This window comes from Ensifer sp. EB106-03-01-XG145, from assembly GCF_058792075.1.
Genome location: NZ_JBYTEC010000001.1, coordinates 555359 through 581718 on the forward strand (window position 1 = coordinate 555359; position 26360 = coordinate 581718).

At 62.1% G+C, this 26360-nt stretch carries 28 protein-coding genes and 1 tRNA gene; 22 read left to right on the forward strand and 7 right to left on the reverse strand.

The window, feature by feature from the left end; genetic code table 11:
* The first annotated feature begins 13 nt into the window (after nucleotides 1–13).
* The 5 genes from AC3WWH_RS02695 to AC3WWH_RS02715 all read left to right on the forward strand — a co-directional run bounded on the left by AC3WWH_RS02695 (nucleotide 14) and on the right by AC3WWH_RS02715 (nucleotide 2214).
* Entirely contained in the window at nucleotides 14–634 is a 621-nt protein-coding gene (locus AC3WWH_RS02695) for a Maf-like protein (protein ID WP_058323566.1), read from the forward strand.
* 5 nt (nucleotides 635–639) lie between these two features.
* Nucleotides 640–864 (forward strand): DNA gyrase inhibitor YacG, encoded by a 225-nt coding sequence (yacG, locus tag AC3WWH_RS02700; RefSeq protein ID WP_057248174.1) that lies wholly within the window; start codon nucleotides 640–642, stop codon nucleotides 862–864.
* A 342-nt stretch (nucleotides 865–1206) separates the two neighbouring features.
* A tRNA-Phe gene (locus tag AC3WWH_RS02705) sits at nucleotides 1207–1282 on the forward strand.
* Between the two features lie 75 nt (nucleotides 1283–1357).
* Nucleotides 1358–1738: a flagellin gene (locus AC3WWH_RS02710; protein WP_057248175.1), complete on the forward strand. Its 381-nt coding sequence runs from the start codon at nucleotides 1358–1360 to the stop codon at nucleotides 1736–1738.
* Nucleotides 1739–1992: 254 nt separating this feature from the next.
* Nucleotides 1993–2214 (forward strand): hypothetical protein, encoded by a 222-nt coding sequence (locus tag AC3WWH_RS02715; RefSeq protein WP_113398434.1) that lies wholly within the window; start codon nucleotides 1993–1995, stop codon nucleotides 2212–2214.
* A gap of 117 nt (nucleotides 2215–2331) precedes the next feature.
* Here AC3WWH_RS02715 and AC3WWH_RS02720 read toward each other — a convergent pair whose 3' ends face one another.
* The 7 genes from AC3WWH_RS02720 to AC3WWH_RS02750 form a co-directional block, all read right to left on the reverse strand.
* Nucleotides 2332–3579, reverse strand: a complete 1248-nt coding sequence (locus tag AC3WWH_RS02720) for a glycosyltransferase family 2 protein (protein ID WP_492376869.1) — start codon at nucleotides 3577–3579, stop codon at nucleotides 2332–2334.
* A gap of 512 nt (nucleotides 3580–4091) precedes the next feature.
* On the reverse strand, nucleotides 4092–4478 hold the full coding sequence (locus tag AC3WWH_RS02725) for a DUF930 domain-containing protein (protein ID WP_058323564.1): 387 nt from the start codon (nucleotides 4476–4478) through the stop codon (nucleotides 4092–4094).
* A 120-nt stretch (nucleotides 4479–4598) separates the two neighbouring features.
* Nucleotides 4599–5060, reverse strand: a complete 462-nt coding sequence (locus tag AC3WWH_RS02730) for a YbaK/EbsC family protein (protein WP_058323563.1) — start codon at nucleotides 5058–5060, stop codon at nucleotides 4599–4601.
* 88 nt (nucleotides 5061–5148) lie between these two features.
* Nucleotides 5149–5337, reverse strand: coding sequence for a hypothetical protein (locus tag AC3WWH_RS02735; protein WP_057248180.1), 189 nt, complete (start codon nucleotides 5335–5337; stop codon nucleotides 5149–5151).
* 143 nt (nucleotides 5338–5480) lie between these two features.
* Complete coding sequence (locus tag AC3WWH_RS02740; protein WP_057248181.1) at nucleotides 5481–5735, reverse strand: GlsB/YeaQ/YmgE family stress response membrane protein; 255 nt, start codon at nucleotides 5733–5735, stop codon at nucleotides 5481–5483.
* Between the two features lie 156 nt (nucleotides 5736–5891).
* On the reverse strand, nucleotides 5892–7187 hold the full coding sequence (gene rhaI, locus AC3WWH_RS02745) for an L-rhamnose catabolism isomerase (protein ID WP_058323562.1): 1296 nt from the start codon (nucleotides 7185–7187) through the stop codon (nucleotides 5892–5894).
* Nucleotides 7188–7201: 14 nt separating this feature from the next.
* Nucleotides 7202–9301, reverse strand: a complete 2100-nt coding sequence (locus AC3WWH_RS02750) for a bifunctional rhamnulose-1-phosphate aldolase/short-chain dehydrogenase (RefSeq protein WP_492376870.1) — start codon at nucleotides 9299–9301, stop codon at nucleotides 7202–7204.
* 202 nt (nucleotides 9302–9503) lie between these two features.
* Between AC3WWH_RS02750 and AC3WWH_RS02755 the strand changes: the two genes are divergently transcribed.
* The 17 genes from AC3WWH_RS02755 to cheT all read left to right on the forward strand — a co-directional run bounded on the left by AC3WWH_RS02755 (nucleotide 9504) and on the right by cheT (nucleotide 26191).
* Nucleotides 9504–10316, forward strand: a complete 813-nt coding sequence (locus tag AC3WWH_RS02755) for a DeoR/GlpR family DNA-binding transcription regulator (protein ID WP_058323560.1) — start codon at nucleotides 9504–9506, stop codon at nucleotides 10314–10316.
* A gap of 116 nt (nucleotides 10317–10432) precedes the next feature.
* Entirely contained in the window at nucleotides 10433–11422 is a 990-nt protein-coding gene (gene rhaS / locus AC3WWH_RS02760; protein WP_057248265.1) for a rhamnose ABC transporter substrate-binding protein, read from the forward strand.
* 302 nt (nucleotides 11423–11724) lie between these two features.
* Nucleotides 11725–13221, forward strand: coding sequence for a sugar ABC transporter ATP-binding protein (locus AC3WWH_RS02765; RefSeq protein ID WP_058323702.1), 1497 nt, complete (start codon nucleotides 11725–11727; stop codon nucleotides 13219–13221).
* Entirely contained in the window at nucleotides 13218–14198 is a 981-nt protein-coding gene (locus AC3WWH_RS02770) for an ABC transporter permease (protein ID WP_058323559.1), read from the forward strand. Before AC3WWH_RS02765 ends, AC3WWH_RS02770 begins: the two co-directional genes overlap by 4 nt.
* Nucleotides 14198–15202 (forward strand): ABC transporter permease, encoded by a 1005-nt coding sequence (locus AC3WWH_RS02775; protein ID WP_058323558.1) that lies wholly within the window; start codon nucleotides 14198–14200, stop codon nucleotides 15200–15202. The genes AC3WWH_RS02770 and AC3WWH_RS02775 overlap by 1 nt, the downstream gene beginning before the upstream one ends.
* A 7-nt stretch (nucleotides 15203–15209) precedes the next feature.
* Nucleotides 15210–15524 carry an L-rhamnose mutarotase gene (gene rhaM, locus AC3WWH_RS02780; RefSeq protein ID WP_058323557.1) on the forward strand — a complete coding sequence of 105 codons (315 nt, stop codon included), beginning with the start codon at nucleotides 15210–15212 and terminating at the stop codon, nucleotides 15522–15524.
* 4 nt (nucleotides 15525–15528) lie between these two features.
* Nucleotides 15529–16917, forward strand: a complete 1389-nt coding sequence (locus tag AC3WWH_RS02785; protein WP_113399393.1) for an FGGY-family carbohydrate kinase — start codon at nucleotides 15529–15531, stop codon at nucleotides 16915–16917.
* A 799-nt stretch (nucleotides 16918–17716) separates the two neighbouring features.
* On the forward strand, nucleotides 17717–19330 hold the full coding sequence (locus tag AC3WWH_RS02790) for a globin-coupled sensor protein (protein WP_057248190.1): 1614 nt from the start codon (nucleotides 17717–17719) through the stop codon (nucleotides 19328–19330).
* Between the two features lie 41 nt (nucleotides 19331–19371).
* Nucleotides 19372–19665 carry an STAS domain-containing protein gene (locus tag AC3WWH_RS02795; protein ID WP_057248191.1) on the forward strand — a complete coding sequence of 98 codons (294 nt, stop codon included), beginning with the start codon at nucleotides 19372–19374 and terminating at the stop codon, nucleotides 19663–19665.
* 3 nt (nucleotides 19666–19668) lie between these two features.
* The gene (locus tag AC3WWH_RS02800) at nucleotides 19669–20034 is read left to right on the forward strand and encodes a response regulator (protein WP_025425897.1); all 366 of its coding nucleotides are present in this window, start codon (nucleotides 19669–19671) and stop codon (nucleotides 20032–20034) included.
* 19 nt (nucleotides 20035–20053) lie between these two features.
* Nucleotides 20054–22345: a chemotaxis protein CheA gene (locus AC3WWH_RS02805; protein ID WP_058323556.1), complete on the forward strand. Its 2292-nt coding sequence runs from the start codon at nucleotides 20054–20056 to the stop codon at nucleotides 22343–22345.
* A gap of 5 nt (nucleotides 22346–22350) precedes the next feature.
* Nucleotides 22351–22821 carry a chemotaxis protein CheW gene (locus AC3WWH_RS02810; RefSeq protein WP_058323701.1) on the forward strand — a complete coding sequence of 157 codons (471 nt, stop codon included), beginning with the start codon at nucleotides 22351–22353 and terminating at the stop codon, nucleotides 22819–22821.
* The gene (gene cheR / locus AC3WWH_RS02815; RefSeq protein ID WP_057248193.1) at nucleotides 22818–23726 is read left to right on the forward strand and encodes a protein-glutamate O-methyltransferase CheR; all 909 of its coding nucleotides are present in this window, start codon (nucleotides 22818–22820) and stop codon (nucleotides 23724–23726) included. Before AC3WWH_RS02810 ends, cheR begins: the two co-directional genes overlap by 4 nt.
* Nucleotides 23723–24784: a protein-glutamate methylesterase/protein-glutamine glutaminase gene (locus AC3WWH_RS02820; RefSeq protein ID WP_058323555.1), complete on the forward strand. Its 1062-nt coding sequence runs from the start codon at nucleotides 23723–23725 to the stop codon at nucleotides 24782–24784. The genes cheR and AC3WWH_RS02820 overlap by 4 nt, the downstream gene beginning before the upstream one ends.
* Nucleotides 24784–25173 carry a response regulator gene (locus AC3WWH_RS02825; protein WP_025425902.1) on the forward strand — a complete coding sequence of 130 codons (390 nt, stop codon included), beginning with the start codon at nucleotides 24784–24786 and terminating at the stop codon, nucleotides 25171–25173. Before AC3WWH_RS02820 ends, AC3WWH_RS02825 begins: the two co-directional genes overlap by 1 nt.
* Entirely contained in the window at nucleotides 25170–25724 is a 555-nt protein-coding gene (gene cheD, locus AC3WWH_RS02830) for a chemoreceptor glutamine deamidase CheD (RefSeq protein ID WP_058323554.1), read from the forward strand. Before AC3WWH_RS02825 ends, cheD begins: the two co-directional genes overlap by 4 nt.
* Nucleotides 25725–25798: 74 nt before the next feature.
* Nucleotides 25799–26191 carry a chemotaxis protein CheT gene (gene cheT, locus AC3WWH_RS02835; protein ID WP_058323553.1) on the forward strand — a complete coding sequence of 131 codons (393 nt, stop codon included), beginning with the start codon at nucleotides 25799–25801 and terminating at the stop codon, nucleotides 26189–26191.
* The last annotated feature ends 169 nt before the right edge of the window (nucleotides 26192–26360 follow it).

Consider the following 26360-nt stretch of genomic DNA (forward strand, 5'->3'; position numbering starts at 1 on the left):
ACGGCTCGTTCCGATGACAGTGGCCAAGAAACTGATACTGGCGTCCGGCTCGCCGCGTCGCGTCGAACTTCTGGCGCAGGCGGGCATCGAGCCCGCGCGCCTGATGCCGATGGATCTCGACGAGACGCCGAAGCGTGCCGAACACCCGCGTTCGCTCGCAAGGCGTCTGTCGGCTGAAAAGGCGCGCGCAGCACTTGCGGCGATCAAGGGCGAGCCCGGCTGGGACGGAAGCTATATTCTGGCGGCCGATACGGTCGTCTGCGTCGGCCGGCGCATCCTGCCGAAGCCGGAACTGGTCAGCGAAGCCACCAGCGCACTGCACCTTCTCTCCGGCCGCAGCCATCGCGTCTATACCGGCGTGTGCCTGATCACCCCGGACAAGACGCTCAGGCAGAAGGTCGTCGACACCAAGGTGCGCTTCAAGCGCCTGTCCGGTTTCGACATCGAAAGCTATCTCGCCTCGGGCCAATGGCGCGGCAAGGCGGGCGGCTACGGCATCCAGGGCATTGCCGGCAGCTTCGTGGTGAAACTCGTCGGCTCCTACAGCAACGTCGTCGGCCTGCCGCTCTACGAAACCGTCAGCCTGCTTGTCGGCGAAGGCTATGATGTGCACAATCGTTGGCTGGAAGGCTGAAGCCGGTGCCAGACGAGACAAATAACGACGAAACGAAGAAGAGCGGTTCGAACGTCGCGCCCCTGCGGGCGCCTCGACCCTGCCCGGAATGCGGACGGCCGTCGCATCGGGAGCACTATCCCTTCTGCTCCGACCGCTGCCGCAATGTCGACCTCAATCGCTGGCTCTCCGGCTCCTATGCCATTCCGGTTGCCGACGACGAAACGAAGGCCGACGACGACGATCGCTAAGGCGTACCGCTGCGGTCGGGCGCGTGGGTCCGGCCTTTCCCTCAACGCTCCTCTTTATCGTGAACGACGCCTGGATGGTCCTGCGCGCCAGCAGGTGAATGCGGCCGCCATTTTCGGTCTCCGAGGACCACTTCTGTCTCGGAGAGTACGGGGGAAGCGAATGCGATCTCTCTGAAACTCTTTGCTTTTTCGGTTTTTTTGACTGTCCACAGGATTTCGGTCAAAAAACTTTCATTTGGCGCTGGACACCGCCGAACAAGATGCTATAACCCCGCTCGCTTCCGGGGCAAACACAAGCGCCCCGAGGGTTCCGCAAGGAACCGCTGCCCGAAACGGCAGGATGCCCGGATAGCTCAGTTGGTAGAGCAGCGGATTGAAAATCCGCGTGTCGGTGGTTCAAATCCGCCTCCGGGCACCATTCATCTCCTTGAATGTTTGGTCTCGAAAAGCTTGAAAGCCACGTTCGGCGTTTACTGAGCGTTGCGTCACTCGTTTGCCCTCAATATGTCGTCCACTCCTGCACCAGCATCTCGCGAAAGCGGATCGCTGCCGGCGGCGCAACTTCCTGGATATCGATGTCGCCGCGAACCCGCAGTCGCTCGATTCCTACATTCAGTACATTGAAGTCGTGTTGCAGAAGACGATTGACGGAGCGGCCGCGTTGGGCTCGCTGCTGACGCGCATCGACATGCAGACGACCTTTGGTCAGACGCTGATGGCCACCATCGAAAAGGGGGGCGGACGTTTGCTGGATGCCGATATGAACGAGACGTCGACGCGGCTGAAGGCATTGCAGACGCGGGAACAGCTTGGCATCCAGGCTTTGCAGATAGCCAACTCCAATGCGCAGAACATCCTGCAGCTTTTCCGCTGAGCGATCGCGTCGTCGCGAAGCGATGACGAAAGCATCGCAGCCGAGAGGGTTCCAGCACGTCGCTGATCAGGCATCGATCCTCCCTTTTAGCGAAGGTGGGAATCGACGGCTGTCACCTGCGTTACATGTTCGTCGCAGCTTCCGCATATTCTCACGCCCGGGAGGACCTGAGCGGCGAACGTCTTCGTCGCGTAATCGATGCCACGAAACCACAACAAAAACAGGGTCGTGGCAGGGTCAACCGAGGATCAGAAATGCGTAAATTTTCCAGGCTCTCTCTAGCAACGCTCGTCGCGGCCACGATCGCTGCGGGTGTGTCCGCTCCTGCGTTCGCAGGAGGCAGCTACTACAAGGGCGTTTCACCAACGGCGGTCAATGAAGGCCACGGGAGCGAGAAGTACAACCCGCCCGGAAAGACCGTAAACCGCCCGCCGCCGAGAAATGGTTCCTACTACAAGGGCGTCATGCGCAAGTAGGAAAAGCACGTGAGAGGACGTCGATCGGCCGGGACGCCGTCGGCTATCGGCCACAGGTCCGCCTCTCAGGCGTGACATCGCGAAAAACAAGGAAGGGCGCCATGGCGCCCTTCCGTTTCAGATCAGAACATGACTGAGAATATCGCCTTCGCTGACCACCATGTTCGGCGGATGACCGTTGCGCAGATAATGCTTGCGGTCGCTATCGGCGGTAATGAACACGGCGGTGCGGGCAACCTCGTCCGCTGTCAATTGTGTCGTTGCCGGCACGACTGCGATTTCGGAGCGCAGGCCCAGCTCGCGCAACAGTTCCTCGATCGCGCCGTGGTCGTCCACGCCGTGAAGAACAAGCCGGTCGACTTCTGCAATCGCGTTTGTATGCCACGTGACAGTCTGAAGAGCGACCATGAGGGGCAGTGCCCCTCTTGCCTGCTGCACGTCGGGATGGTGCTCGAAGCCGGCCAGCATTAGCCGCGTATAGAGCTCATAGGCGCGAACGTAGTCCTTCTTCATCATCCACATGCGCAAGGCAACGCTCATGCGGATCATGGTGAAGTCCCTGATCTGCGCATCGAAATAGGCCCGGCGATCGGCAGTCAGCTTGACAGCACCGCGTTTGGCGCCGCTGTAGAGGAAGTACTCAAGACCGCCCCGATACGTGTCCCATGCCGTCAGCGTCTCGGCGTGGCCGGCCTGTGGCCGATCGCGGACGATCTTGGAGCGTATCACCTGGCGATAGAAAGGCTTCTTCAGGAAGGTGACGGCGCCCAGTTCCAGAAAATGTGCGAGATAGGAGAAGGCCCAATAGGCGAAGTGCCGGGGCGCCCAGGCGGAGCGCAGCGCCGAGGTCCGGTAAATGCCAATCTCGGGAAACACATGTCGGTCGACGAGAAAATCGAAAACCGGCTCGAAGTCCCGTTTCTTGAACTTGGTATCCTTATCGACCGAGAAGAACGGCGCAGCGTCACGTTCGTCGATCTCGTCGTGTGTGTACCACGGCGCAAAGCACACCGTCACTTCCGGATTGAGATCCAGATAGCGGATTGCCTCGCGCAAGCCATCGTTGATGAGCACGTCGTCATCGGCGAGGTAGAGCGTGTATTCGCCCGCCGCGCGGCTGACGGCGCTGATGACGTTGGGAATCGCGCCGAAATTCTCCGACTGGCGGAAATAGCGGATCGGCAACCCCTTGGCGACAAAGCGATCGACGATCTCCCGGGTGCCGTCGGTCGAGGCGTTGTCGGAAATGATGATCTCGTACTTGAAGGAGAACTGGTAGAGTTCGACGAAGTAGCCGAGCGCCTTTTCGAGGAAGGGCGCGCGGTTATAGGTGGGAATGCAGATGCTCAGCTTAACCTGGCTCACTCGCCTCTCCATTGTCAGTCACATGCGACAGCGGGCCTTCCGCAGACCGCCGGTCGCGTCTCGTTTGCTTGCACGCCGGCACGAGAACAGCGGTGGCTGGCGATGCAACGGCAGGGATCGGGCGCCTCAGGGCGCAAGGGGCAGCGCGCAGAGAAGGCCGATCCTACGCTCCGTTATTCCGCTTCGATCTTGCGTGAGCCTTGTCTTGAATAAAGGCCGGTCAGGCGGCAGCTGTGCAGAGGGTGAGCAGGACCCCCGTTAGCGATTTGTTAACCATGCTTGCGCAATCTCGATGGTTGTAACAATGGCGCTCGAACCCGGTCTTCATCGAGCCACATGCCCGAAGGCAGACGCATTCGTTCATTCCTAAGGGAGCAGAGACAAGGATGTACGAAATGGCAGCCCATATGATGAAGATGCTGATGAGCATCATGGCCGCGCTTTCGCTCGGCTCGCTGCTGTTTCTAATGGCTGTGCTCTAACGACGGTCAAAGGTTCGGGCGGCGCGCCCGTCAGGGGTAGAGGTAGAACTCGTCCCAGCTCTCGTGCGGCACAAGCTCGCCGATCTTGTATTCGAAAGACAGGACATCCAGGTGCTCCGCGTCGGTGCGGCACTTGAACTTCAGCTTGTACCATTCCCCCTTGCTGCGGAACACGGCGCCCGGCGCCTTCATCTTGTCTTCCTTCACGACCGGCTCGGCGAAGGTGTAGGCGATCACCTTGTCCGGCTTGAAGGTCGACTTGTCGGCGTTGATGCGCTCCATCGCCTCGGTATCGCACCGCTGTTCGAGCCGGGTCTGCGGGTCGAGCTTTTCGAACTGGCGCACCAGGGACTGATCCATCGCCAGCGCCGGGGAACATGTGGCGGCGAAGATGAGCGGGTACGCGATTGTCTTCATGCTCGACGGACTCCTGCGATGAAAAAGAACCAGACCCGGCAAATCACTCCGGGACGCGCCTGCGGTTTCAGTTAAGCTTTGTGGCCATTCCAAGGCAGGTCACGTTTCCGAAACGTTGAACTACGTTTCCGACACGTCGATCCATTCGGCCCCGGTCAGTTCGACGATGCGGGCGGGACTGATGTGCACCGCCGCATTGGTGGCACCGGCGGCCGGCACGACGATGTCGTAGGCCTTGAGCGACAAGTCGCAATAGATGCTGTGCGGCTTGGCAAGACCGAAGGGGCAGACGCCGCCGACCGGGTGCCCGGTCTCCGCTTCCACCTCGTCGAAGCCGAGCATGCGGGCCTTGGTGCCGAAGCGGGCCTTGTACTTCTTGTTGTCGAGGCGGGCGTCGCCGCGCGTGACGATGAGGATCACATCGTCGCCAACCCGAAGCGCCAGTGTCTTGGCGATCTGCGCCGGCTCGACGCCGTGGCCCTCGGCCGCAAGCGCAACCGTGGCGGTGCTCTGTTGAAGCTCGATGACATCGATATCTGGGGCGTGCTGGGAAAAGAAGTCTTTGACGGAAGTCAGGCTCATGGCAAAGGATTCACGTTATTGAAAAGCGATGGCGATCGGCCGCGTTGCGAACAACCGTCACGACGTTCGGCTTCGGCGGGCAAATCTCTCAGTCGTCGTTGGAAGCGTCAAGGTCTTCGGGGCGCCGGCCTTCTTGCCCAGGCGGCAGATAGCCATGGCTGGTGAACCAGTTCTCGAGGATCGTGGCGATCGCCTGATCCCGTGACAGCGTTCCCGGGTGATCGGCGATGAAAGACCTGAGCGCCGTCTCGATCTTGTCGGTGTAAAGCGCGTTCATGCGTGCCTCCGTCTGGCAAGTGCGGTGTTCCGTCCGGTGACCCGTCCAGCAGATCACAGTGCTACAGCCCTGTTCGCGCGTCCAGATGGAACGGCCGAGGGCCGTTCCATGCGCGAAGGCGGCTGCCGCCGAATGGTGTGGGCTCAGGCCTGCTTGACGATGCGGATCAGCACCAGAAGGATCACCGCACCGATTGTCGCGTGCAGGATGGCCGAGAGAATACCGCTGCCGAGGCTGATGCCGATCGCCGGGAAGAGGAAGCCGGCGATGAAGGCGCCGATGATGCCGACGACCATGTTGCCGATCAGGCCGAATCCGCCACCCTTGACGATGAGGCCGGCGAGCCAGCCGGCGACCGCGCCGACGATCAGGAAGACGAGAATGCTTTCAATACCCATGAATGGTCCCCTTTCCATTGGATCTCGATTGGAAAGATAGATCAGGAATCGAAATCAGATAGAGGACAATTTCATCGCGCAGCGATTTTTTGAGATTTGAATGATGGCCGGGGCGCCGGACCCCCAAGACAAGGGCACGGCGCTGCTCGATCGGTATCAGACGATCCCGCCTCCGCCGCCGGCAACGGCCGGGCGTTCGGCGGTGACCTTCGCGCGGTATCCACTTTTCCGATAGGTCGCGACGGGCGCCACCGCTCCGCCACTCTCAAGTCGCGCCATCGCAAGGATCGGCTCGACATCGGTGCGGAAGGCAGTCTTCAGCGTCTCGCTCGCCATCAGCGCGTCGTTGTCTTCCTGGCAGCCTTCAAGTACCTCGCGGTCGACGATCAGCGCCTGGGCATAGGCCCGGCAAACCTCGGTCGCGCTCGTCATCAGGCTCTCGATCGGATCGGTGACGTTGTGGCTCTGGTCGAGCATATGCGCCGGCTTGAATCCCTTGGCGCCGCGCGTTTCCGCATCCACCAGCTCGTTGAAGACGAGGAACAGCCGATAGGGGTCGATCACGCCCGTGTCGAGATCGTCATCGCCGTACTTCGAATCGTTGAAGTGGAAACCGCCGAGCTTGCCGAATTGGATGAGGCGGGCGACGATCATCTCGATATTGACGTTCGGCGCATGGTGACCGAGATCGACGAGGCAGAGGGCCTTGGGGCCGAGCTCCTGCGCGATCAGATAGTTTGTGCCCCAGTCCTGAACGACGGTCGAATAGAAGGCCGGCTCGAACATCTTGTGTTCGGTAAAGACCCGCCAATCCTCTGGCAGCGCCGCATAGACCGATTTCATCGCATCGAGATAACGCTCGAAGGCGCGGGTGAAATTGCTCTGGCCGGGGAAGTTGGAGCCGTCGCCGATCCACACCGTCAGCGCCTTGGAGCCGAGTTGCCGGCCGATCTCGATGCATTCGAGATTGTGCTCCACCGCCTGGCGGCGGGTTGCGGCATCGACATGCGACAGCGAGCCGAACTTGTAGGAGTGCGCCTGGCCCGGTGTGTCGGAGAAGGTGTTGGAGTTCATCGCGTCGAAGCCGAGGCCGAGCGACGTGCCCTTCTGCTTCAGTTCGGAAATGTCGCTCACCTTGTCCCACGGAATGTGCAGCGAGACGGTCGGCGTCGCCCTGGTCAATTGCTGGATGACCGCGCAATCCTCAAGCTTGTCGAAGATGTTGCGTGGCTCGCCCTTGCCGGGGAAGCGGGCAAAGCGCGTGCCGCCGGTGCCGACACCCCAGGAGGGGACGGCGACGCCATAGGCGGCGACCTTGCGCCTGATCTCGTCGATCGCAACGCCGCGCCGATCGAGTCGCTCGCCGAGGCTGTCATAATCCCGGCGAAGCGCGGTGAGCCGGCTTTCGTTCTCGGCCTCGACCGTTGCCTGGCTGATCATCGTCGTCGTCATGGAAACCTCCTCGATCAGCGGGTGAAGGACTGGGCGTTGCCCGCGTCGACATTGATGATGTTGCCGGTCGATTTCGCCGACATGTCGGAGGCAAGGAAGTAGATCGCCTCGGCGATGTCCTCCGGGAAGACGCTGAGCTTCAGCATCGAGCGCTCGCGATAATGCGCCTCGAGATCGTCGACATCCATCTTATAGGCTGCGGCGCGCTGCTCCTTCCACTCGCCGGTCCAGATCTTCGAGCCGCGTAGCACCGCGTCCGGGTTGACGACGTTGACGCGGATCTGTGCCGCAGCACCCTCCAGCGCCAGGCAGCGGGCAAGGTGGATCTCGGCCGCCTTGGCGGTGCAATAGGCCGAGGCGCCGGGGGAGGCGGCAAGCCCGTTCTTGGAGGCGACGAAGACGATATTGCCGCCGGCCTTCTGCTGGCGGAAGACCCGAAAGGCTTCCCGCGAGACGAGGAAATAGCCGGTCGTCAGGATCTCGATGTTCTTGTTCCAGAGCGAAAGCGTCGTGTCCTCGATCGCGGCGGAGGAGGCAAGACCCGCATTGGAAACGAGAATGTCGAGACCGCCGAAGGCGAGCAACGCATCAGCGAAGCCGCCTTCGACGGCCGCCTCGCTGGTGACATTCATGGTGACGGAGCGCACGACATCCTTGCCGTAGCGCGCGGAAAGCTCGCTTTCGGCTGCGGCAAGCGCCGTCTCGTCGATGTCAGCCAGCACCACGCACGCGCCTTCCTGCATCAGCCGGTTGGCCGTCGCCTTGCCGATGCCGCCGGCGCCGCCGGTGACGAGCGCGATCCGGCCGGCAAGGCTCTTCGGCTTCGGCATGCGCTGCAGCTTCGCTTCCTCCAGCAGCCAGTATTCGATGTCGAAGGCTTCCTGTTCCGGCAGGCCGACATAGGTGGAGACACCGGAAGCGCCGCGCATGACGTTGATGGCGTTGACATAGAACTCGCCGGAGATGCGGGCGGTCGCCTTGTCCTTGGCGAATGTGATCATGCCGACGCCCGGCACGAGATAGACGACCGCATTGGGATCGCGCATAGCCGGGCTGTCTACGCGTTTGCAGCGCTCGTAGTAGGCCGCATAGTCGGCGCGATAGGCGGCGATTGCCTCGGGAAGCGCAGCGAGCGTCCCGTCGATATCCGGCTTGGCCGGATCGAATTCGATCACCAGCGGTCGGATCTTGGTGCGCAGGAAGTGGTCGGGGCAGCTCGTGCCGAGCGCCGCCAGCGGCTTCAGGTCCTTCGATGTGACGAAGTCGAGCACGGCCTGGCTGCCGTCGAAATGGCCGACCTTCTTCTTGTCGGCGCTGATCAGGCCGCGGATGACCGGCATCAGCTTGCGGGCGACATCGGCGCGGGCAGTAGCGTCGAGCGTCGCTGTTACTGCGCCCCCGAAGGCAGGCTTAGTGTTCTCGACCTCGAACCAGGCGATCGCCTTGTTGATGATCTCGATCGTCGTCTCATAGGCCTCTTTCGCCGTGTCGCCCCAGGTGAAGAGGCCGTGGCTTTCGAGCACGACGCCACGGGCAGCAGGGTTTTCCAGGCAGAATTTTTCCAGCCACAGACCGAGCTCGTAGCCGGGGCGCTTCCACGGCAGCCAGCCGATGTCGTCGCCGAAGATTTTTGCCGTCAGCTCGCGGCTGTTCTTTGCGGCCGCAATCGCGATGATCGCGTCGGGATGCATGTGGTCGACGTGCTTCTTCGGCACGTAGGCGTGCAGCGGCGTGTCGATCGAGGCAGCGCGCGGATTGAGATTGAAGGTGCAATGCGGCAGGTAGGCGACCATCTCGTCTTCGAAATCAACGCCGCGATAGATCGTCTTCAGCGCATTGAGCTTGTCCATATAGAGCGTCGCGAAGCCGTCGAGCTTGATCGTGCCGACGTCGCCGCCGGAGCCCTTGACCCAGAGAACCTCGACGGTGCCGCCGCCAAGCGGATCCTTTTCCATCACCTTGGCCGAGGTGTTGCCGCCGCCATAATTGGTGATGCGCTTGTCGGAACCAAGCAGGTTCGAGCGATAGAGCAGGCGCTCGGATTCGCTCATCTCGGCAGCCTTTGCCTCGTCCCAAAGGTTTGCAAGTCGTGCGCCCTGCTGCTTGTCCAGCATCTCGAATTCCTCCCGGTCTGATGTCGCGCGGCTTGGCGTCCGCACGGAGATATGGTTGGCATCAGATCATAGGACTTGAGCGTTAAAGTCAATCAAAAACGATCAAGTTCGCGCATATTGCGCTGCACAATGAAAAAATATGATTGATTGTGATTGACAATGGTCGATCGTGATGGAAGCATGAACGCCATCGGAGGAACGCATGCACGAGAAAGAAAGACACCGGATCATTCTGTCGGCGGTTCAGGAAAAACCCGTCGTCACCGTCCAGGAGCTGGTCGATCTGACCGACAGTTCCGAGGCGACGATCCGGCGCGACATTGCGGCACTCCATGTGCAGAAGAAGCTGCGCCGTGTGCGCGGCGGCGCCGAGGCAATCAACCCGCCGCAATTCGTCGGCCTTGCCGGTCGGCCGTTCAAGGTCAACGAAGGCCTGCACGCCCGCGAGAAGCAGGCGATCGCCAAGGAGGCGGTGGCGCTCTGCGAGGATGGCGAGCCGATCATCATCAATGGCGGCACCACCACCTTCCAGATGGTGCATTTTCTCAGCAATCGCCGCATGCAGGTGTTCACCAATTCCTTCCCGATCGCCGAGCACCTTTTAAAGCACTCAAAGAACACGGTGATGCTGTCCGGCGGCACGATCTACCGCGAGCAGAACATCATCTTAAGCCCCTTCGACAACGACGTGACGCGCAATTTCTATGCGCGCCGCATGTTCATGGGGGCTCAAGGACTGGGGCCGCTCGGCCTGATGGAAGCGGACCCGCTTCTGATCCAGGCGGAACAGAAGCTGATCGATCAGGCGGACGAACTCGTCGTGCTGGTCGACTCGTCGAAATTTCACAAGCGGTCGAGCCTCATTCTTTGCGGGCTGAAGCGGATCGCCACTGTCATTACGGATTCGGGCATCGAGGACAGGCATGCCGCGATGCTCGAAAATGCCGGGGTGAGGCTGGTTGTGGCCAGTTCAAGAGCCGGCGCGGATGCGGAGAACATATCCTCGTCCGCCTGACGCGGGTGAGGAGAGGGGAAGGCGGCGGTCACGGCCGAAACGGCCGGGTCGTTGCCGAATGGAGGAATTTGCGCCGGATGCGATTTTCGCGAACCGGACAATGGGAGGAAATGAGCATGAAGATCCTGAAGTCACTGATGGTCACGGCCGCGGTTTCGCTGGCGCTGATGGCCAATGCCGCGCATGCGGAAAACAAGAAGATCGCGCTCGTCGTCAAGGCGCTCGGCATCGGCTTCTTCGAAGCTGCCAACAAGGGCGCCCAGGAAGCCGCCAAGGAACTGGGCGACGTCGAGGTGATCTACACCGGCCCGACCTCGACCACCGCCGAAGGCCAGATCGAGGTGATCAACTCGCTGATCGCCCAGAAGGTCGATGCGATCGCCGTTTCGGCCAACGACACCGACGCCCTGGTGCCGGCGCTGAAGAAGGCGATGGACCGCGGCATCAAGGTCATCTCCTGGGACAGCGGTGTCGCCAAGGATGGCCGGTTGATGCACCTCAACCCGTCGTCGAACCCGCTGATCGGCAACATGATCATCAAGCTTGCCGCCGACAACCTGCCTGAGGGCGGCGACGTCGCCGTGCTCTCGGCGTCCGCAACAGCGACCAACCAGAACACCTGGATCGCCGAGATGAAGAAGGTCCAGGGCAACTACAAGGGCATCAACGTCGTAACAACCGTCTATGGCGACGACCTTGCCGACAAGTCCTATCGCGAAACCCAAGGGCTCATTCAGTCCTATCCGAACCTGAAGGCGATCATCGCGCCGACCTCGGTCGGTATCGTTGCCGCCGCACAGGCCGTTACCGACGCCGGCAAGATCGGCCAGATCAACGTAACGGGCTTGGGCCTTCCCTCGGAAATGGCCGGCCACGTCAAGTCGGGCGCTTCCAAGTCCTTCGCCATCTGGAACCCGATCGACCTCGGCTATTCCGCAACGATGATCGCCTATGATCTGATCGGCGGTGCCGAAGCCAAGCCCGGCGCGGAACTGAAGATGGGCCGTATGGGTGCCGTCAAGCTCGACGACAACAATGAAGGCGCGATGGCCGACCCGTTCGTCTACGATGCCAAGAACGTCGAGGAATTCGCCAAGATCTTCTGATCTGGCGAACGACCAAACTGGCGTCGCCCCTCATCCGCGCGGTGAGGGAAGGGCCCCTCATCCGCCTGCCGGCACCTTCTCCCCGCAGGCGGGGAGAAGGGACAAGCGGCAACCGTTCGCTCCTCTTCCACGTCAAGGAGGGAGGAGAGCGGCGTCCTCGTTCCCTCTCCCCGCGCGCGGGGAGAGGGTTAGTCCTCGGGTTAAACCCGAGGAGAGGGGCATTTGCAGACTGCGGTGCCCTCGATGTCAGGCACATAGATCAGGCGGAACGGAACTTGCTCCAGGATACGCTCACATCGCGGATGAAGCCCGCCATCGCGCTTGAGGGGATCTCGAAGTCCTTCCCCGGCGTCAAGGCGCTCTCTGATGTTTCGCTGTCGCTCTATCCGGGATCGGTGACCGCGCTGATCGGCGAAAACGGCGCCGGAAAGTCGACGCTGGTGAAGATCCTGACCGGCATCTATCAGCCGGATGGCGGCACGATCCGCGTTGCGGAGCAGGAGGTCCATTTCCCGACGGCACTTGCCGCAGCGCGTGCCGGCGTCACCGCGATCCACCAGGAAACCGTGCTTTTCGATGAGCTCTCGGTCGCCGAAAACATCTTCCTCGGCCATGCACCGCGCAATCGCTTCGGCCTGATCGACTGGAAGAAGCTCAATACTGATGCGCGCGCGTTGCTTGCGCGCGCCGGTGCCGATCTCGATCCGACGATCCGCCTGCGTGATCTCGGCATTGCCAAGAAACATCTCGTCGCGATCGCCCGCGCGCTGTCCGTCGATGCCCAGGTGGTCATCATGGACGAGCCGACCGCCGCGCTGTCGCACAAGGAGATCCACGAGCTCTATGCGCTCGTCGAGCGGTTGAAGGCTGACGGCAAGGCGATCCTCTTCATCAGCCACAAGTTCGACGAGATCTTCCGCATTGCCGATCGCTACACCGTCTTCCGCGATGGAACGATGGTGGATGAGGGCCTGATTGCCGATGTCAGCCAGGACCAACTGGTGCGCCTCATGGTCGGCCGCGCCGTCGGTTCGGTCTACCCGAAGAAGGAAGTGGCGATCGGCGCGCCGGTGCTCACCGTCTCGGGCTACCGCCATCCGACCGAATTCGAGGACATCAATTTCGAGCTTCGCCGCGGCGAGATCCTCGGTTTCTACGGTCTCGTCGGCGCCGGCCGATCGGAATTCATGCAGTCGCTGATCGGCGTGACCCGGCCCTCTGCCGGCGCTGTCCGGCTCGACGGCCAGGTGCTGGTGATCCGCAGCCCCTCCGAGGCGATCCGCAGCGGCATCGTCTACGTGCCCGAAGAGCGCGGCCGCCAAGGGGCAATTATCGGTCTGCCAATCTTCCAGAACGTCACGCTGCCCTCGCTGTCGCGCACCTCGCGCTCGGGCTTCCTGAAACTCGCCAATGAATTCGCGCTCGCCCGCGAGTACACCGCGCGCCTCGACTTGCGCGCCGCCTCGCTCGACCAGGACGTCGGCACGCTCTCGGGCGGCAATCAGCAGAAGGTCGTCATCGCCAAGTGGCTGGCGACGAAGCCAAAGGTGATCATTCTCGACGAGCCGACCAAGGGCATCGACATCGGCTCGAAGGCGGCCGTGCACGCCTTCATGAGCGAGCTTGCGGCTCAAGGCCTCAGCGTCATCATGGTCTCCTCGGAAATCCCCGAGATCATGGGCATGTCCGACCGCGTCATCGTCATGCGCGAGGGGCGGATCGCCGGGCGCTTCGAGCGTGTCGATCTGACGGCCGAAAAGCTGGTGCGTGCCGCTGCCGGCATTCAGGAGGCCGCGTGATGGCGAAGTTTCTCAAGAATCGTGAGCTTCTGCTCGTTGGCGCGATTGCCGTACTGCTCGCGCTGATCACCTGGCGCTTCCCGCCCTTCGTCGCACCCGCGAACTTGGCGCGGGTCTATAACGACACCTCGATCCTCATCATCCTGGCGCTCGGCCAAATGGCGGTGATCCTGACGCGCTGCATCGACCTTTCGATGGCTGCCAACCTGGCGCTCTCCGGCATGGTGGCGGCGATGCTGAACGCCGCCTATCCCGGCCTGCCGATCCCACTGATTATGCTCGCCGCGATCGCGCTCGGCACCGCGCTTGGCATGATCAACGGCGCGCTCGTCTGGAAGCTCGATATTCCGCCGATCGTCGTGACACTCGGCACGCTCACCATCTATCGCGGCCTGATCTTCCTGTTGAGCGACGGCAAGTGGATCAACGCGCACCAGATGAGTGATGCATTCAAGGCGCTGCCGCGCGACGCGCTCTTCGGCTTCCCGGTTCTGTCCTGGCTGTCGCTGGTCATGATCGGGCTCGTCTTCCTGCTGATGAACCGCACGGCCCTCGGCCGCGCCTTCTATGCCGTCGGCGGCAATCCGCATGCGGCCGTCTATACCGGCATCGATGTCGGCCGCACCCGCTTCTCGGCCTATTGCCTTTCGGGCGCGCTCGCCGGGCTATCCGGCTATCTCTGGGTGTCGCGTTATGCCGTCGCCTATGTCGACATCGCCGCCGGCTTCGAGCTCGACATCATCGCGGCCTGTGTCATCGGCGGCATCTCGATCGCCGGCGGTATCGGTACCGTCGCGGGTGCAGTGCTCGGCGCGCTGTTTCTCGGCGTGATCAAGAACGCCCTGCCGGTCATCAACATTTCGCCCTTCGCGCAGATGGCGATTTCCGGCACGGTCATCATTATCGCTGTTGCCGTCAACGCCCGCGCCGAGCGGCGAAAGGGCCGTGTCATCCTGAGAAAAGCGGAGGCTGTCTGATGGCCGAAACCCACCTGGCTCCCCGCCACATCCCCGATCGGCTGGAAGGGCGCGGCGCCCGGCTTTTGAGGAGCTGGGAAAGCCTGCTGTTCGTCGTCGCCTGCCTGATCTTCCTCGGCAACTCACTGGCGTCTCCCTACTTCCTCGATCCGTGGAACCTCTCGGACGCCACCTTCAACTTCACCGAAAAGGCGATGATCGCTTTTGCCATGGCGCTCGTGATCATCTCCGGCGAGATCGATCTGTCGGTGGCCTCGATCATCGCGCTTGCCTCGACGGCGATGGGTTATGCCGTCCAGCTCGGCTTCGACACGCCGGCGCTGGTGGCGATCGGCCTCTCAGTGGGCCTCATTTGCGGCGCGGTCAACGGCCTGTTGATCACTGGTCTCGGGCTGCCGTCGATCGTGGTGACCATCGGCACCATGAGCCTCTTCCGCGGGCTCTCCTTCATCATTCTCGGCGACCAGGCCTTCACCGGTTATCCCGACAGTTTCTCCTGGTTCGGCCAGGGCTATGTCTGGTGGGTGTTCTCCTTCGAGTTCACGCTGTTCGTCATCCTCGCGGTCGTCTACGGCGTCGTTCTGCACAAGACCAATTTCGGCCGCGCGGTCTATGCCATTGGCAACAATCAGACTGCAGCGCTTTTTTCCGGCATCCGGGTCGCGCGCATCAAGTTTATCCTCTTCCTGCTTACCGGTCTGATGGCGGGGCTCGCCTCGATCTGCCTGACCTCGCGCCTCGGCTCGACCCGTCCGTCGATCGCGCTCGGCTGGGAGCTCGAAGTGGTGACGATGGTGGTGCTCGGAGGCGTCAACATTCTCGGTGGCTCCGGAACCATCCCCGGCGTCGTGCTCGCGGCGCTGATCATGGGCATGGTGACCTTCGGCTTCGGCCTTCTCAACGTGCCCGGTATCGTCATGTCGATCTTCATCGGCATGCTGCTGATCTCGGTCATCGCACTCCCCATTCTCTGGCGGCGTGCCCGCCGCCGTCTCGCGCATTGAGGTTCCGATGGAAAAATACGCCTTCCGCATGCGGCTGAACCCAGGCATGGCGGCCGAATACAAGGCGCGGCACGATGCCATCTGGCCGGAGCTGGCGGCGCTCCTGAAGGAGGCGGGCGTCTCCGACTATTCCATCCATCTGGACGAGGAGACCAGCCTGCTCTTCGGCGTTCTCTGGCGCACGGACGACCACCGAATGGCCGACCTGCCGTCCCATCCCGTCATGCGGAAATGGTGGGCCTATATGGCCGATATCATGGAGACCAAGGCCGATAACGAGCCGGTGGCGGTGCCGCTCAAAACCGTCTTCCATATGGACTGATCGGATGCGGGTCGTTTGCGTCATCGATATCGGCAAGACCAATGCGAAGGTCGCGGCCGTCGATCTCGAACGGTTCGAGGAGATCGCCGTCCGCAAGACGGCGAATGCGGTGCTAACTTCCGGTCCCTATCCGCATTTCGATATCGAGCACCTCTGGGCCTTCCTGCTTGAGAGCCTCGCGGCGCTTAACGCCGAACACGCTTTCGAGGCAGTCTCCATTACCACCCATGGCGCGACAGCGGTCGTGCTCGATGCTGCAGGCCACCTTGCGCTACCGGTGCTGGACTATGAATACGCCGGACCCGACAGCCTTGCCGCCGAATATGATGTGGCGCGGCCCCCGTTTTCAGAGACTGGCTCTGCACGCTTGCCTATGGGCCTCAATGTCGGCGCGCAACTCTATTGGCAGCAGAAGACCTTTCCGGATGATTTTGCGCGGGTCGCGTCGATCCTCACCTATGCGCAATACTGGACCTATCGCCTGACCGGCGTTCTCTCAAACGAACTGACGTCGCTCGGTTGTCATACCGATCTTTGGAACCCGCGAGCCGGCACGTTCTCGTCTCTGGTCGAACGCCAGGGCTGGAGGCCACTCTTTGCGCCGGTTTTGAAGGCGAACGATATCGCCGGTGCCTTGCGACCGGAACTCTGTGCCGCAACCGGCATTGCCGCCGAGACGCCCGTCTATTGCGGCATTCATGATTCCAACGCATCGCTGCTCCCGCATCTGCTGACGCGCGCTTCGCCATTCTCGGTGGTCTCCACTGGTACCTGGGTCGTCATGCTGGCGGTCGGCGCAGAGCCGAAGGCGCTCGACGAACATCGCGACACGCTCATCAACGTCAACGCGCTCGGCGAGCCCGTGCCCTCGGCCCGCTTCATGGGCGGCCGCGCCTTCCAGCTTCTGCTGGGGGAGGGGTCGGTTCCCGCATCGCCGGATGTGGAAGAGACGGTCGCCAAGGCCGGCCACATGCTGCTGCCGTCCATTCCCGAGGGGTCTGGTCCCTTTCCGGCTTCGAAGGCGATCTGGACGACCGACGAACAGGCGCTTGGCGCCGCCGAGCGTTTTGCCGTCGTCTCGTTTCACCTGGCGCTGATGACGGCCACCTGCCTCGATCTGATCGGCGCGCGCGGGGAGGTCGTCGTCGAGGGACCGTTTGCCGCAAACAAGGCCTATCTGCGCATGCTCGCAGCGGCGACCGGAAGGCCGGTCTTCGCCGATCCCCAGAATGTTACGGGCACGAGCCTCGGTGCAGCCTGCCTCGTCCAGGGATCGAGGGTCAGGACCGGGATCGAGCCGGTTGCGGGCGAGATTCCCGAGAGCTTCGTCATCTATGCGCAGGCATGGCGCGAGGCGGCACTCAAGCATACAGGCAAAGAAAAGCGGCCGTAGAACATCCGGTCACGGCCGCAAGACGCTTGGCTGTGTCAGTAAGATACGGGCCCGAGCCCGCTCAAAACACAGAGCTGCGATTTGCCGAGCGGTTATGCTCGATGTTGAGCACGATCGATACTGCCATCATTGTCAGGATTGCTGTGAGTGCGGCGCCAATACCAAGAACAATCATTGTTCGTTTCCTGTAAGCGCATCATCATGATGTCGCTTTGCCTAGATCACGATGATTTGGGTCGCAGCGACCCCAATCATAAACGTGATCGATTTCTTACTAGTTAGAGCGGGATGCGGGAGGAAAACCGCACACACTTTTCCTCATCCCGCTCTTGCGAAGGTTTCTTCGCGCATTGAGCGCCCACTTCACTTTCGCTTCGATACGCGAGCGCAAGTCGAAGTACAATTCTAAACTCTTGTGAGTGAGAACCTGTTGTAATCCAGGGGCTTTATTACAGTTTTGTTGCAGTGCAGAAATGGCCCGCGAAAACACCCTGCGAATTTTAGTGAATCCGATTAGAGGCGAGGGACCGTTAACCTTCAAGCAAGGAATTAACCATAAACATGGTCCCACACGTCGGAATGGGATAATTCACAAGTCTCCTCAAGGCATGATGCCGCCCCGCCGTACCGGTTCCGGTCCGGTATCCATTCTTCACCGAATTTACTTGCGGGATGAACGATAGCAGACGCTGCTGGCGGGGGCTGATCTCATCGATGTGGCGTGCACGTCCGGTGGACTGTGGCTCCCCTTGAACCGCCCCGGGCAAATTCGAAAACGCGCATTACCCGGGGATCAGCGTTGAGGCAGGAAGCATCGTCAGAACAGGCAAGGAAGGGCCAGGCAGGCAGCCTGCTGGAGCGCTTGCGTTTTGCCGGGCTCGACGATGAGAGCTGCAACCGCGTCCGGGATCATAGACAGAAGCTTTCTCCCCGCATCGACCAGGCGCTTCGCGACCTTTTCCAGCGCCTCCAGACCTATCCCGATGCCGCCCGCCATTTCGACAGCGATCGCCAGATCGATCGCCTCCAGGATCTTCAGTCGTCGCACTGGAACGTGCTGACCGACGCGCGTTTCGATGGGCTCTATGCCGAGCGCGTCAAGGTGCTCGCCGACACGGCAAGCCGCATGGGTCTCGATCCGCGCTGGCAGATGGCAAGCCACGCGGTCGTGCTCGAACATCTGCTCGTCGGTCTCATCGAAGAGGCCTGGCCGAGATCTTTCCTGCCGATGGGCAAGGCGCGTCGCCGCGAGCTCTGCGACCTCGTCGCCGCGCTGGTGCGCACCGTCTTCGTCGACACCGAGATCGGTGTTTCGCTCCGTTTCAATGCCCTGCGCCAGCAGCACCAGCGGCAGCTGACCGAGCAGCGCAGCGCCGACGAACAGGAAGTCAAGGCGCTCTTCGGCGACTTTGCCGAGAGTCTGAGCCAGGGCGATCTTGGTGCGCGCTTGCCGGAAGCGGCAGCGGAAGCCTACCAGCCGATCGTCGCCAGTCTGAATGCGGCGCTGGAACAAATTCAACAGAGCCTGCAGGCATCTGACCACCACAACCGTTCCGCCGAAGCTCTGGTCGATCGCATGCGCGGAAACGCGGCAACCTTTTCGGACAAGGCGAGTGTCGAAGCCGATGCGCTGTCCGGGCAACTTGCAGCACTTGCCGACATGGCTGGACGCATGGCGAGCGGCTCCGGCCGCATCAGCGCCACGGAGACGAAGGCCAACGAAACCCGCATCGCCGTCGAGCGCAGCGGCGAAATCGCCGGCCAGGCGATCAGCGCCATGGCCGACATCGAGGCATCGGCCGAAAAGATCGGCCAGATCATCGGCGTGATCGACGAGATCGCCTTCCAGACCAATCTGCTGGCGCTCAATGCCGGCATCGAAGCGGCGCGGGCCGGCGACAGCGGTCGCGGCTTTGCCGTTGTCGCCCAGGAAGTGCGCGCGCTCGCGCAGCGCTCCGGTGAGGCGGCCCGCGAAATCAAGCAGCTCGTCTCCGGCACCAAGGCGCAGGTCGAAACCGGTGTCGAGATCGTCGGCCGCACGCAGGACGCGATCAGCAGCATCGTCGAGCAGGTCACGTCGATCAATTCGGCCGTTTCCGGCATAGCCCGCGAAGCGGAGCAACAGGTCGGCGACCTCCGGGGCGTTGCCGCCGAGATCGGCACGATCTCCCAGGGCGTGCAGGCAAGTGCTGCCCTGGCGGGAGAAACCGCGCGTTCGTCGGACGATCTCCACACCGTCATCGTCGAGCTTGGCGAAACCATCCGTCGGTTTCGTCTGGAGCGGCGTCATCCCGTTTCGTCAGCTGTCGGTCGCGAACCGAGCCGGCCGGCCCTGGGCGTAGTTGCTGAAGAGCCGGGACTGCCGCTGTTCGACGACGGGCCGCAACGGCAGCTCGCCGGATGGCAGCGCTGATTTCAAGAGCAGTACAGAGTTAGCAGTCGAGGAAGACAGGAATGGCCAGCAAGAAGACCGCTCAGAAGACGCTTAGCCTCGCTCCGGTGCTGGACCTGAATGAGGCGACGGCGTTGCACGAGAAGCTGATCGCTCTGAAAGGCAGCGACATCGTGATCGACGCTTCGGCGGTCGAGCGGGTGGGCACGCTTTGTGTCCAGGTGCTGATGGCCGGCGCCAAGACCTGGGAAGAGGATCATTTGTCTTTCACCTTCAGCAAGGTGTCGGACGCTTTCGAGAAAACGACACAGCTCATCGGGGTCGAGATCGATCATCTGGTGGCAAAGGAGATTTGAGAAATGAAGAAGCGAGTTCTGACGGTCGACGACTCCCGGACGATCCGAAACATGCTGCTGGTCACGCTGAACAATGCCGGGTTCGAAACGATCCAGGCCGAGGACGGCGTCGAGGGACTTGAGGTTCTGGAAGAAGCCAACCCCGATGTGATCGTCACCGATATCAACATGCCGCGTCTCGACGGTTTCGGTTTCATCGAAGGCGTGCGCAAGAACGATCGCTACCGCGCCATCCCGATCCTGGTGCTGACCACCGAAAGTGATGCGGAAAAGAAGAACCGCGCGCGCCAGGCGGGGGCAACGGGCTGGATCGTCAAGCCGTTCGACCCGACCAAACTCATCGATGCAATTGAGCGCGTAACGGCCTGAAGTCCGGGGATAGCCTCCAATGGATATGAACGAAATCAAAGAGATCTTCTTCCAGGAGTGCGAGGAGCAACTCGCCGAACTGGAATCGGGTCTGCTGAAGCTCAATGACGGCGACCGCGACCCGGAAACGGTCAATGCGGTGTTCCGCGCGGTGCACTCGATCAAGGGTGGCGCCGGCGCCTTTGGGCTCGACGACCTCGTCTCCTTCGCGCATGTGTTCGAGACGACCCTTGATTGCGTTCGTTCCAACCGGCTCGATCCCGGTCCGGAGGTTCTGAAGGTCATGCTGAAGTCGGCCGATGTGCTCGCCGACCTCACCAATGCCGCCCGCGACGGCGGCAGCGTCGACGAGGCGCGCAGCCGTCAGCTGATCAAGGAGCTCGAGGCTTTGGCGAATGGCGAAGTGCCGCAAGCGTCCGCAGCGCCGGTCGAAGTGGTTGCCAAGCCCGTTGCCGCCGCGGCCCCGCCGCCGGTCAACGACGAAGGCTTCCAGCCGGTCGCTTTCTCCTTCGACGACTTCGACGCTGCCGAAGAACCGCCGCTGATGGAAATGCCCACCTACGAGATCGTCTTCAAGCCGAAGTCCGATCTCTATGCCAAGGGCAATGAGGCAACGCTGCTTCTGCGCGACCTCTCCCGCCTTGGCGAAATGAGCATCCATTGCGACATGGGCGCACTGCCGACGCTCGAGCGGCTGAGCCCGGAGAGCGCCTATTTCTCCTGGAAGATCCAGCTTGCGACCGACAAGGGCGAGGACGCGATCCGCACCGTCTTCGAATTCGCCGAGTGGGATTGCGACCTGGAGATTTCCCTGGTCGAAGACGAGGCTACGCAGTCGGGCGAAGAGCTGCCGATGCAGCCGGTGCCTTTCGATCTTTCGATCCTTGATGATGAGCCGGCGGTTTCGGTCGGTGTCGTCGAGGAGGAAGAACAGCTCGCGTCCCGACAGCAGGACATCCGCAACGCCGCCGTTTCGGCCGCAGGCACCGCCAGCAACGTGCTGCAGATGGCGCAATCCGCAGCCCGCGCCCCTGCCGAAAAGGCAGCGCCCGCCGCCAGCGCGGCCCAGAGCGCTGCCGCCCAGCAGGCAGCCGCATCGGCCGGCACGCCGACCATCCGCGTCGATCTCGACCGTGTCGATCGCCTGATCAACCTCGTTGGCGAACTGGTCATCAACCAGGCGATGCTCTCGCAGAGCGTCGTCGAGAACGACGCCAACGGCACGTCCTCGATCAACATGGGTCTCGAAGAGCTGCAGCAGCTCACCCGCGAGATCCAGGACTCGGTGATGGCGATCCGCGCGCAGCCGGTGAAGCCGGTGTTCCAGCGCATGTCGCGCATCGTCCGCGAAATCGCCGACATGACCGGCAAGTCTGTCCGCCTGATCACCGAAGGCGAAAACACCGAAGTCGACAAGACGGTCATCGACAAGCTGGCCGAGCCGCTGACCCACATGATCCGCAACGCGGTTGACCACGGCCTCGAAACGCCGGAGAAGCGACTTGCCGCCGGCAAGAGCGCTGAAGGCACCGTGCGCCTGACGGCCAAGCATCGCTCCGGCCGTATCGTCATCGAACTTGCCGACGACGGCGCCGGCATCAACCGCGAGAAGGTACGCCAGAAAGCGATCGACAACGACCTGATCGCGGCCGACGCAAATCTCTCGGACGAAGAGATCGACAACCTGATCTTCCATGCCGGCTTCTCGACGGCCGACAAGATCTCCGACATTTCCGGCCGCGGCGTCGGCATGGACGTGGTCAAGCGCTCGATCCAGGCGCTCGGTGGCCGCATCAACATCTCCTCCAAGCCCGGCCACGGTTCGGTCTTCACCATGAGCCTGCCGCTGACGCTCGCCGTGCTCGACGGCATGGTGGTCACCGTCGCCAACCAGACGCTCGTCGTGCCGCTGACCGCGATCGTCGAGACCCTGCAGCCGGAAGCTTCGGCAATCCATTCCTTCGGCTCCAACCAGCGGCTGATCTCGATCCGCAACTCCTTCTGCCCGCTCGTCGACGTCGGCCGCATCCTGAATTTCCGCGCCATCCAGGCGAACCCGGTCGAGGGCGTAGCACTTCTGGTGGAATCGGAAGGTGGCGGTCAGCGTGCGCTGATGGTCGATGCGATCCAGGGGCAGCGCCAGGTGGTGATCAAGAGCCTCGAGGCCAACTACACCCACGTGCCGGGCATCGCTGCGGCGACCATTCTCGGCGACGGCCGCGTGGCGCTCATTCTCGACGTCGACACGATCGTGGCCGCCTCGCGTGGTCATTCGCTGAAGCCTGAAATGTCTCTCGCTGCTGCTGGATGAATGTGATGACCTATGCCGCAAAAAGTCTGACCACGGACGGACGCGAGCTGATCGCTTTCCGCGTCGGCGATCAGGAGTTCTGCGTGAACGTGATGTCTGTGCGCGAAATCCGCGGATGGACGCCGGCGACGGCGATGCCGCACGCGCCGACCTACATGCTCGGCATCATCAATCTGCGCGGTGCCGTGTTGCCGATCATCGATCTTTCGGCCCGGCTCGGCATGAAGCCGGCCGAGCCGACCGTGCGTCACGTCATCATCGTTGCGCAGGTCAAAAGCCAGGCCGTCGGTCTGCTGGTCGATGCCGTCTCCGACATCCTGACCATCACCAATGACAAGATCCAGCCGACACCCGACGTTGTCTCGTCGGAGTTCGAGAAGAGCTTCGCCCGCGGTGTGCTGGCGATCGAAGGCCGGATGATCTGCCTCATAGAGCTGGAAGCAATCTTCCCGCAGGAAGAAAGGGAAGCGGCATGAGGAACCAGGTCGCATTCGAACAGAAGCTGTCGCCGGACGAGTGCCTGGCCAGCGGCGAATATCCATTGACCCGCCGCGATCTCACCGAGATCGCCGCGATGATCTATGCGGATGCCGGCATCTATCTCAACGAAAGCAAGGCGTCGCTCGTCTATTCGCGTCTGTCGAAGCATATCCGCAATCTCGGGCTCAAGGGCTTCCGGGATTATTGCCAGCTGGTCGCTTCGCCCGCCGGCGCCGCCGCGCGCCGCGACATGCTTTCGCACCTGACCACCAACTTCACGCGGTTCTTCCGCGAGAACCACCACTTTGAGCACCTGAAGACCGAAGTGCTGCCGGAGCTGATCGCGCGCGCCAAGGCCGGCGGCCGGGTGCGTATCTGGTCGGCGGCCTGCTCGGACGGGCAGGAGCCCTATTCGATCGCGCTGACGGTTCTGTCGCTGCTGCCGAACGCGGCCGACTACGACTTCCGCATCCTTGCGACCGACATCGATCCGAAGATCCTGGCACTCGCCCGTGCCGGCGCCTATGACGCAACCGCGCTTGAAACCGTCAACCCCGCCATGCGCAAGCAGTGGTTCTCCGAGGTCAATGCCGGCGGCCGCTTCAAGTGGCAGGTCGACGATCGGGTCAAGCGCCTGATCACCTTCAACGAGCTGAACCTGATGGCGCAATGGCCGTTCAAGGGCCCGTTCGACGTCATCTTTTGCCGCAACGTCGTCATCTATTTCGATGAACCGACGCAGATGAAGATCTGGTCGCGCTTCGCCGGCATGCTGAACACCGACGGTCATCTTTACATAGGGCATTCCGAGCGCGTGTCGGGTGACGCCAAGTCGCACTTCGACAACATCGGTATCACCACCTACCGCCATACCGGCAAGTTTCATGGAGGACGGGCATGACCGCTCCCGCTCGTGTTCTCGTCGTTGACGATTCGGCCACCATGCGTGGCCTGATCACCGCTGTCCTGAACGCCGACCCTGATGTGACCGTCGTTGGCCAGGCGGCCGACGCAATGGAAGCGCGCCAGGCGATCAAGCAACTCGACCCCGATGTCGTCACGCTCGACATCGAAATGCCGAACATGAACGGCCTCGAATTCCTCGACAAGATCATGCGGCTCCGACCGATGCCGGTCATCATGGTCTCGACGCTGACACACAAGGGCGCAGAGGCGACGATCGCCGCACTCGAAATCGGTGCTTTCGATTGCGTCGGCAAGCCGCACCCGGGCGATCCACATCCCTTCGCCGGCCTGGTCGACAAGGTGAAGGCGGCAGCGCGTTCGCAGCGCAAGTTCATCATCACCGGCAACAAGATCGCGGGCTCTCCCGCTGCCGCCAACGCGAACACGGCTTCGGAATACCGGGCCGGCCGCAAGATCATCGCCATCGGTGCGTCGACCGGCGGCGTCGAAGCGCTGATCACGGTGTTGCAGAAGTTCCCGGCCAATTGCCCGCCGACCGTCATCACGCAGCACATGCCGCACACCTTCACCAAGAGCTTTGCCGAGCGGTTGAACCGCCTGTGCGCGCCGACGGTGCAGGAGGCGACGGATGGTGCGCGGCTCGAAATCGGCAAGGTCTACCTGGCACCCGGTGGCGAGCGCCATCTGCAGGTCGCGAACGCGACGGCACCCTGCTGCCGCCTGGTCGATCGCGACCCGGTCAACGGACATCGGCCGTCGGTAGATGTGCTGTTTGATTCCGTTGCTGAACTCGCCGGCCGCAATGCGATCGGCGTCATTCTGACCGGCATGGGGCGCGATGGCGCCTCCGGTCTCCTGAAAATGCGGCATGCCGGAGCAAAGACCTTCGGACAAAACGAAAAGACATGTGTCGTCTACGGCATGCCGAGAGTCGCCTATGAATTGGGCGCCGTTGAAACCCAGCTCCCCCTCGGTTCCATCGGGGAGGAGGTCCTGAAAGCAGCGGCGCTCCGCAAGGAAGGAAGCGAATAATGTCCATCGCCGAAAAAATCAAAGTTCTGATCGTTGACGATCAGGTGACGAGCCGCCTGCTGCTGGGTGATGCCCTGCAGCAGCTCGGTTTCAAGCAGATCACCGCCGCCGGTGACGGGGAGCAGGGCATGAAGATCATGGCCCAGAACCCGCACCATCTGGTGATCTCCGACTTCAACATGCCGAAGATGGACGGCCTTGGCCTCTTGCAGGCGGTCCGTTCCAACCCGGCGACCAAGAAGGCGGCCTTCATCATCCTGACGGCCCAGGGCGATCGTGCCCTCGTCCAGAAGGCGGCGGCCCTCGGTGCCAACAACGTGCTCGCCAAGCCCTTCACCATCGAAAAGATGAAGGCGGCGATCGAAGCCGTATTCGGGGCGCTCAAATGAACATGGAAGCCGCCGGCAAGCGTGTGCATGTCATCCAGGGCGAGTACAAGGTCTTCAACGATCCCAATATCGTGCTGTCGACCATTCTCGGCTCCTGTGTGGCGGCATGCATGCGCGATCCCGTGGTCGGTGTCGGCGGCATGAACCATTTCCTGCTGCCAGGTTCCGCGACGTCGCCTGCTTCCGGCGGCGACGCGACCCGCTACGGGGTCCATCTCATGGAACTCCTGATCAACGGACTGCTGAAGCAGGGCGCGCGTCGAGATCGTCTTGAAGCCAAGATCTTTGGCGGCGCCAAGACGATCGCGCGGTTCTCCAATGTCGGCGAACAGAATGCCGCTTTCGCACGGCAGTTCCTGCTCGACGAAGGCATCCGCATCGTCGGCGAAAGCACCGGCGGCGAGCACGGCCGCAAGCTCGAGTATTGGCCGTCCAGCGGCCGGGCCCGACAATATGCCCTGACCGGCGTCGAGACGCAGCGCACCGTACAGTTGGAGGAGCGTCCGGTCATCGCGCCGAAGCTGGCCGAAAGCTCGATCGAATTCTTCTGATCCTGCGAGGCAGGCGCCTCGCAGGCCGCAAATACGACCTTCTACCGAAGCCCCGAGCCACGTGAGACATACCAATGCAGACCGACTATCAGGGCCACATGCCGCACGTGGAAGAAGCACTGCCCGAAGTGCTGATGCGCATCGTCACCGAATTGCATGACGTCGCCTATCTGATCGAACGGATCGAACCGCAGCTGGCAGGTGATGAGGGGGCCGATGCGCTCGCTAATCCGGACAAGATGATGCTGCTGCAGGGCGTCGACCTCGCTGTGCAGAAGACGCGTGGCCTCGCGGAGTTCATCGACACCATAACGGCGTCGATCCCCGACGACTGGCTCGTCGACGTGACCACCGCCGTCAGTCTCGTCAAGCTTGCCGATATGAAGAAGGCACTTGGCAACGGCATGTTGCGCCACGGCCACTCCCAGCCGCTGACCAAGGCAGCGGGTGATTTCGAGGCGTTTTGAGCTCGTCGGAAGTCTGTGCGACGCACGAATCTGGCAATAGCGCCGCAAAATCAGCGGCTTGCGGCGCGCAGGCCAGCGCTCCGCTCATGCCGTTTGCCCCGGATATCCGCTTTCACGGGCTCCTGTCAGTCAGTGGATAACTCTGCCGATGCGTCCATTCGATCGGCGA

Bases quoted from the DNA above. Each gene is read 5' to 3' on its own strand.
- AC3WWH_RS02765 (WP_058323702.1), top strand. From the start codon at position 11,725: ATGAAGCCCGCCATCGCGCTTGAGGGGATCTCGAAGTCCTTCCCCGGC.
- AC3WWH_RS02805 (WP_058323556.1), top strand. From the start codon at position 20,054: ATGGATATGAACGAAATCAAAGAGATCTTCTTCCAGGAGTGCGAGGAG.
- AC3WWH_RS02795 (WP_057248191.1), top strand. From the start codon at position 19,372: ATGGCCAGCAAGAAGACCGCTCAGAAGACGCTTAGCCTCGCTCCGGTG.
- cheT (WP_058323553.1), top strand. From the start codon at position 25,799: ATGCAGACCGACTATCAGGGCCACATGCCGCACGTGGAAGAAGCACTG.
- AC3WWH_RS02810 (WP_058323701.1), top strand. From the start codon at position 22,351: ATGACCTATGCCGCAAAAAGTCTGACCACGGACGGACGCGAGCTGATC.
- rhaS (WP_057248265.1), top strand. From the start codon at position 10,433: ATGAAGATCCTGAAGTCACTGATGGTCACGGCCGCGGTTTCGCTGGCG.
- AC3WWH_RS02775 (WP_058323558.1), top strand. From the start codon at position 14,198: ATGGCCGAAACCCACCTGGCTCCCCGCCACATCCCCGATCGGCTGGAA.
- AC3WWH_RS02800 (WP_025425897.1), top strand. From the start codon at position 19,669: ATGAAGAAGCGAGTTCTGACGGTCGACGACTCCCGGACGATCCGAAAC.
- AC3WWH_RS02715 (WP_113398434.1), top strand. From the start codon at position 1,993: ATGCGTAAATTTTCCAGGCTCTCTCTAGCAACGCTCGTCGCGGCCACG.
- AC3WWH_RS02825 (WP_025425902.1), top strand. From the start codon at position 24,784: ATGTCCATCGCCGAAAAAATCAAAGTTCTGATCGTTGACGATCAGGTG.
- rhaI (WP_058323562.1), bottom strand. From the start codon at position 7,187: ATGACGACGACGATGATCAGCCAGGCAACGGTCGAGGCCGAGAACGAA.
- rhaM (WP_058323557.1), top strand. From the start codon at position 15,210: ATGGAAAAATACGCCTTCCGCATGCGGCTGAACCCAGGCATGGCGGCC.
- AC3WWH_RS02785 (WP_113399393.1), top strand. From the start codon at position 15,529: ATGCGGGTCGTTTGCGTCATCGATATCGGCAAGACCAATGCGAAGGTC.
- AC3WWH_RS02820 (WP_058323555.1), top strand. From the start codon at position 23,723: ATGACCGCTCCCGCTCGTGTTCTCGTCGTTGACGATTCGGCCACCATG.
- AC3WWH_RS02725 (WP_058323564.1), bottom strand. From the start codon at position 4,478: ATGAAGACAATCGCGTACCCGCTCATCTTCGCCGCCACATGTTCCCCG.
- AC3WWH_RS02740 (WP_057248181.1), bottom strand. From the start codon at position 5,735: ATGGGTATTGAAAGCATTCTCGTCTTCCTGATCGTCGGCGCGGTCGCC.
- AC3WWH_RS02750 (WP_492376870.1), bottom strand. From the start codon at position 9,301: ATGCTGGACAAGCAGCAGGGCGCACGACTTGCAAACCTTTGGGACGAG.
- AC3WWH_RS02695 (WP_058323566.1), top strand. From the start codon at position 14: ATGACAGTGGCCAAGAAACTGATACTGGCGTCCGGCTCGCCGCGTCGC.
- AC3WWH_RS02730 (WP_058323563.1), bottom strand. From the start codon at position 5,060: ATGAGCCTGACTTCCGTCAAAGACTTCTTTTCCCAGCACGCCCCAGAT.
- cheD (WP_058323554.1), top strand. From the start codon at position 25,170: ATGAACATGGAAGCCGCCGGCAAGCGTGTGCATGTCATCCAGGGCGAG.
- AC3WWH_RS02755 (WP_058323560.1), top strand. From the start codon at position 9,504: ATGCACGAGAAAGAAAGACACCGGATCATTCTGTCGGCGGTTCAGGAA.
- AC3WWH_RS02735 (WP_057248180.1), bottom strand. From the start codon at position 5,337: ATGAACGCGCTTTACACCGACAAGATCGAGACGGCGCTCAGGTCTTTC.
- cheR (WP_057248193.1), top strand. From the start codon at position 22,818: ATGAGGAACCAGGTCGCATTCGAACAGAAGCTGTCGCCGGACGAGTGC.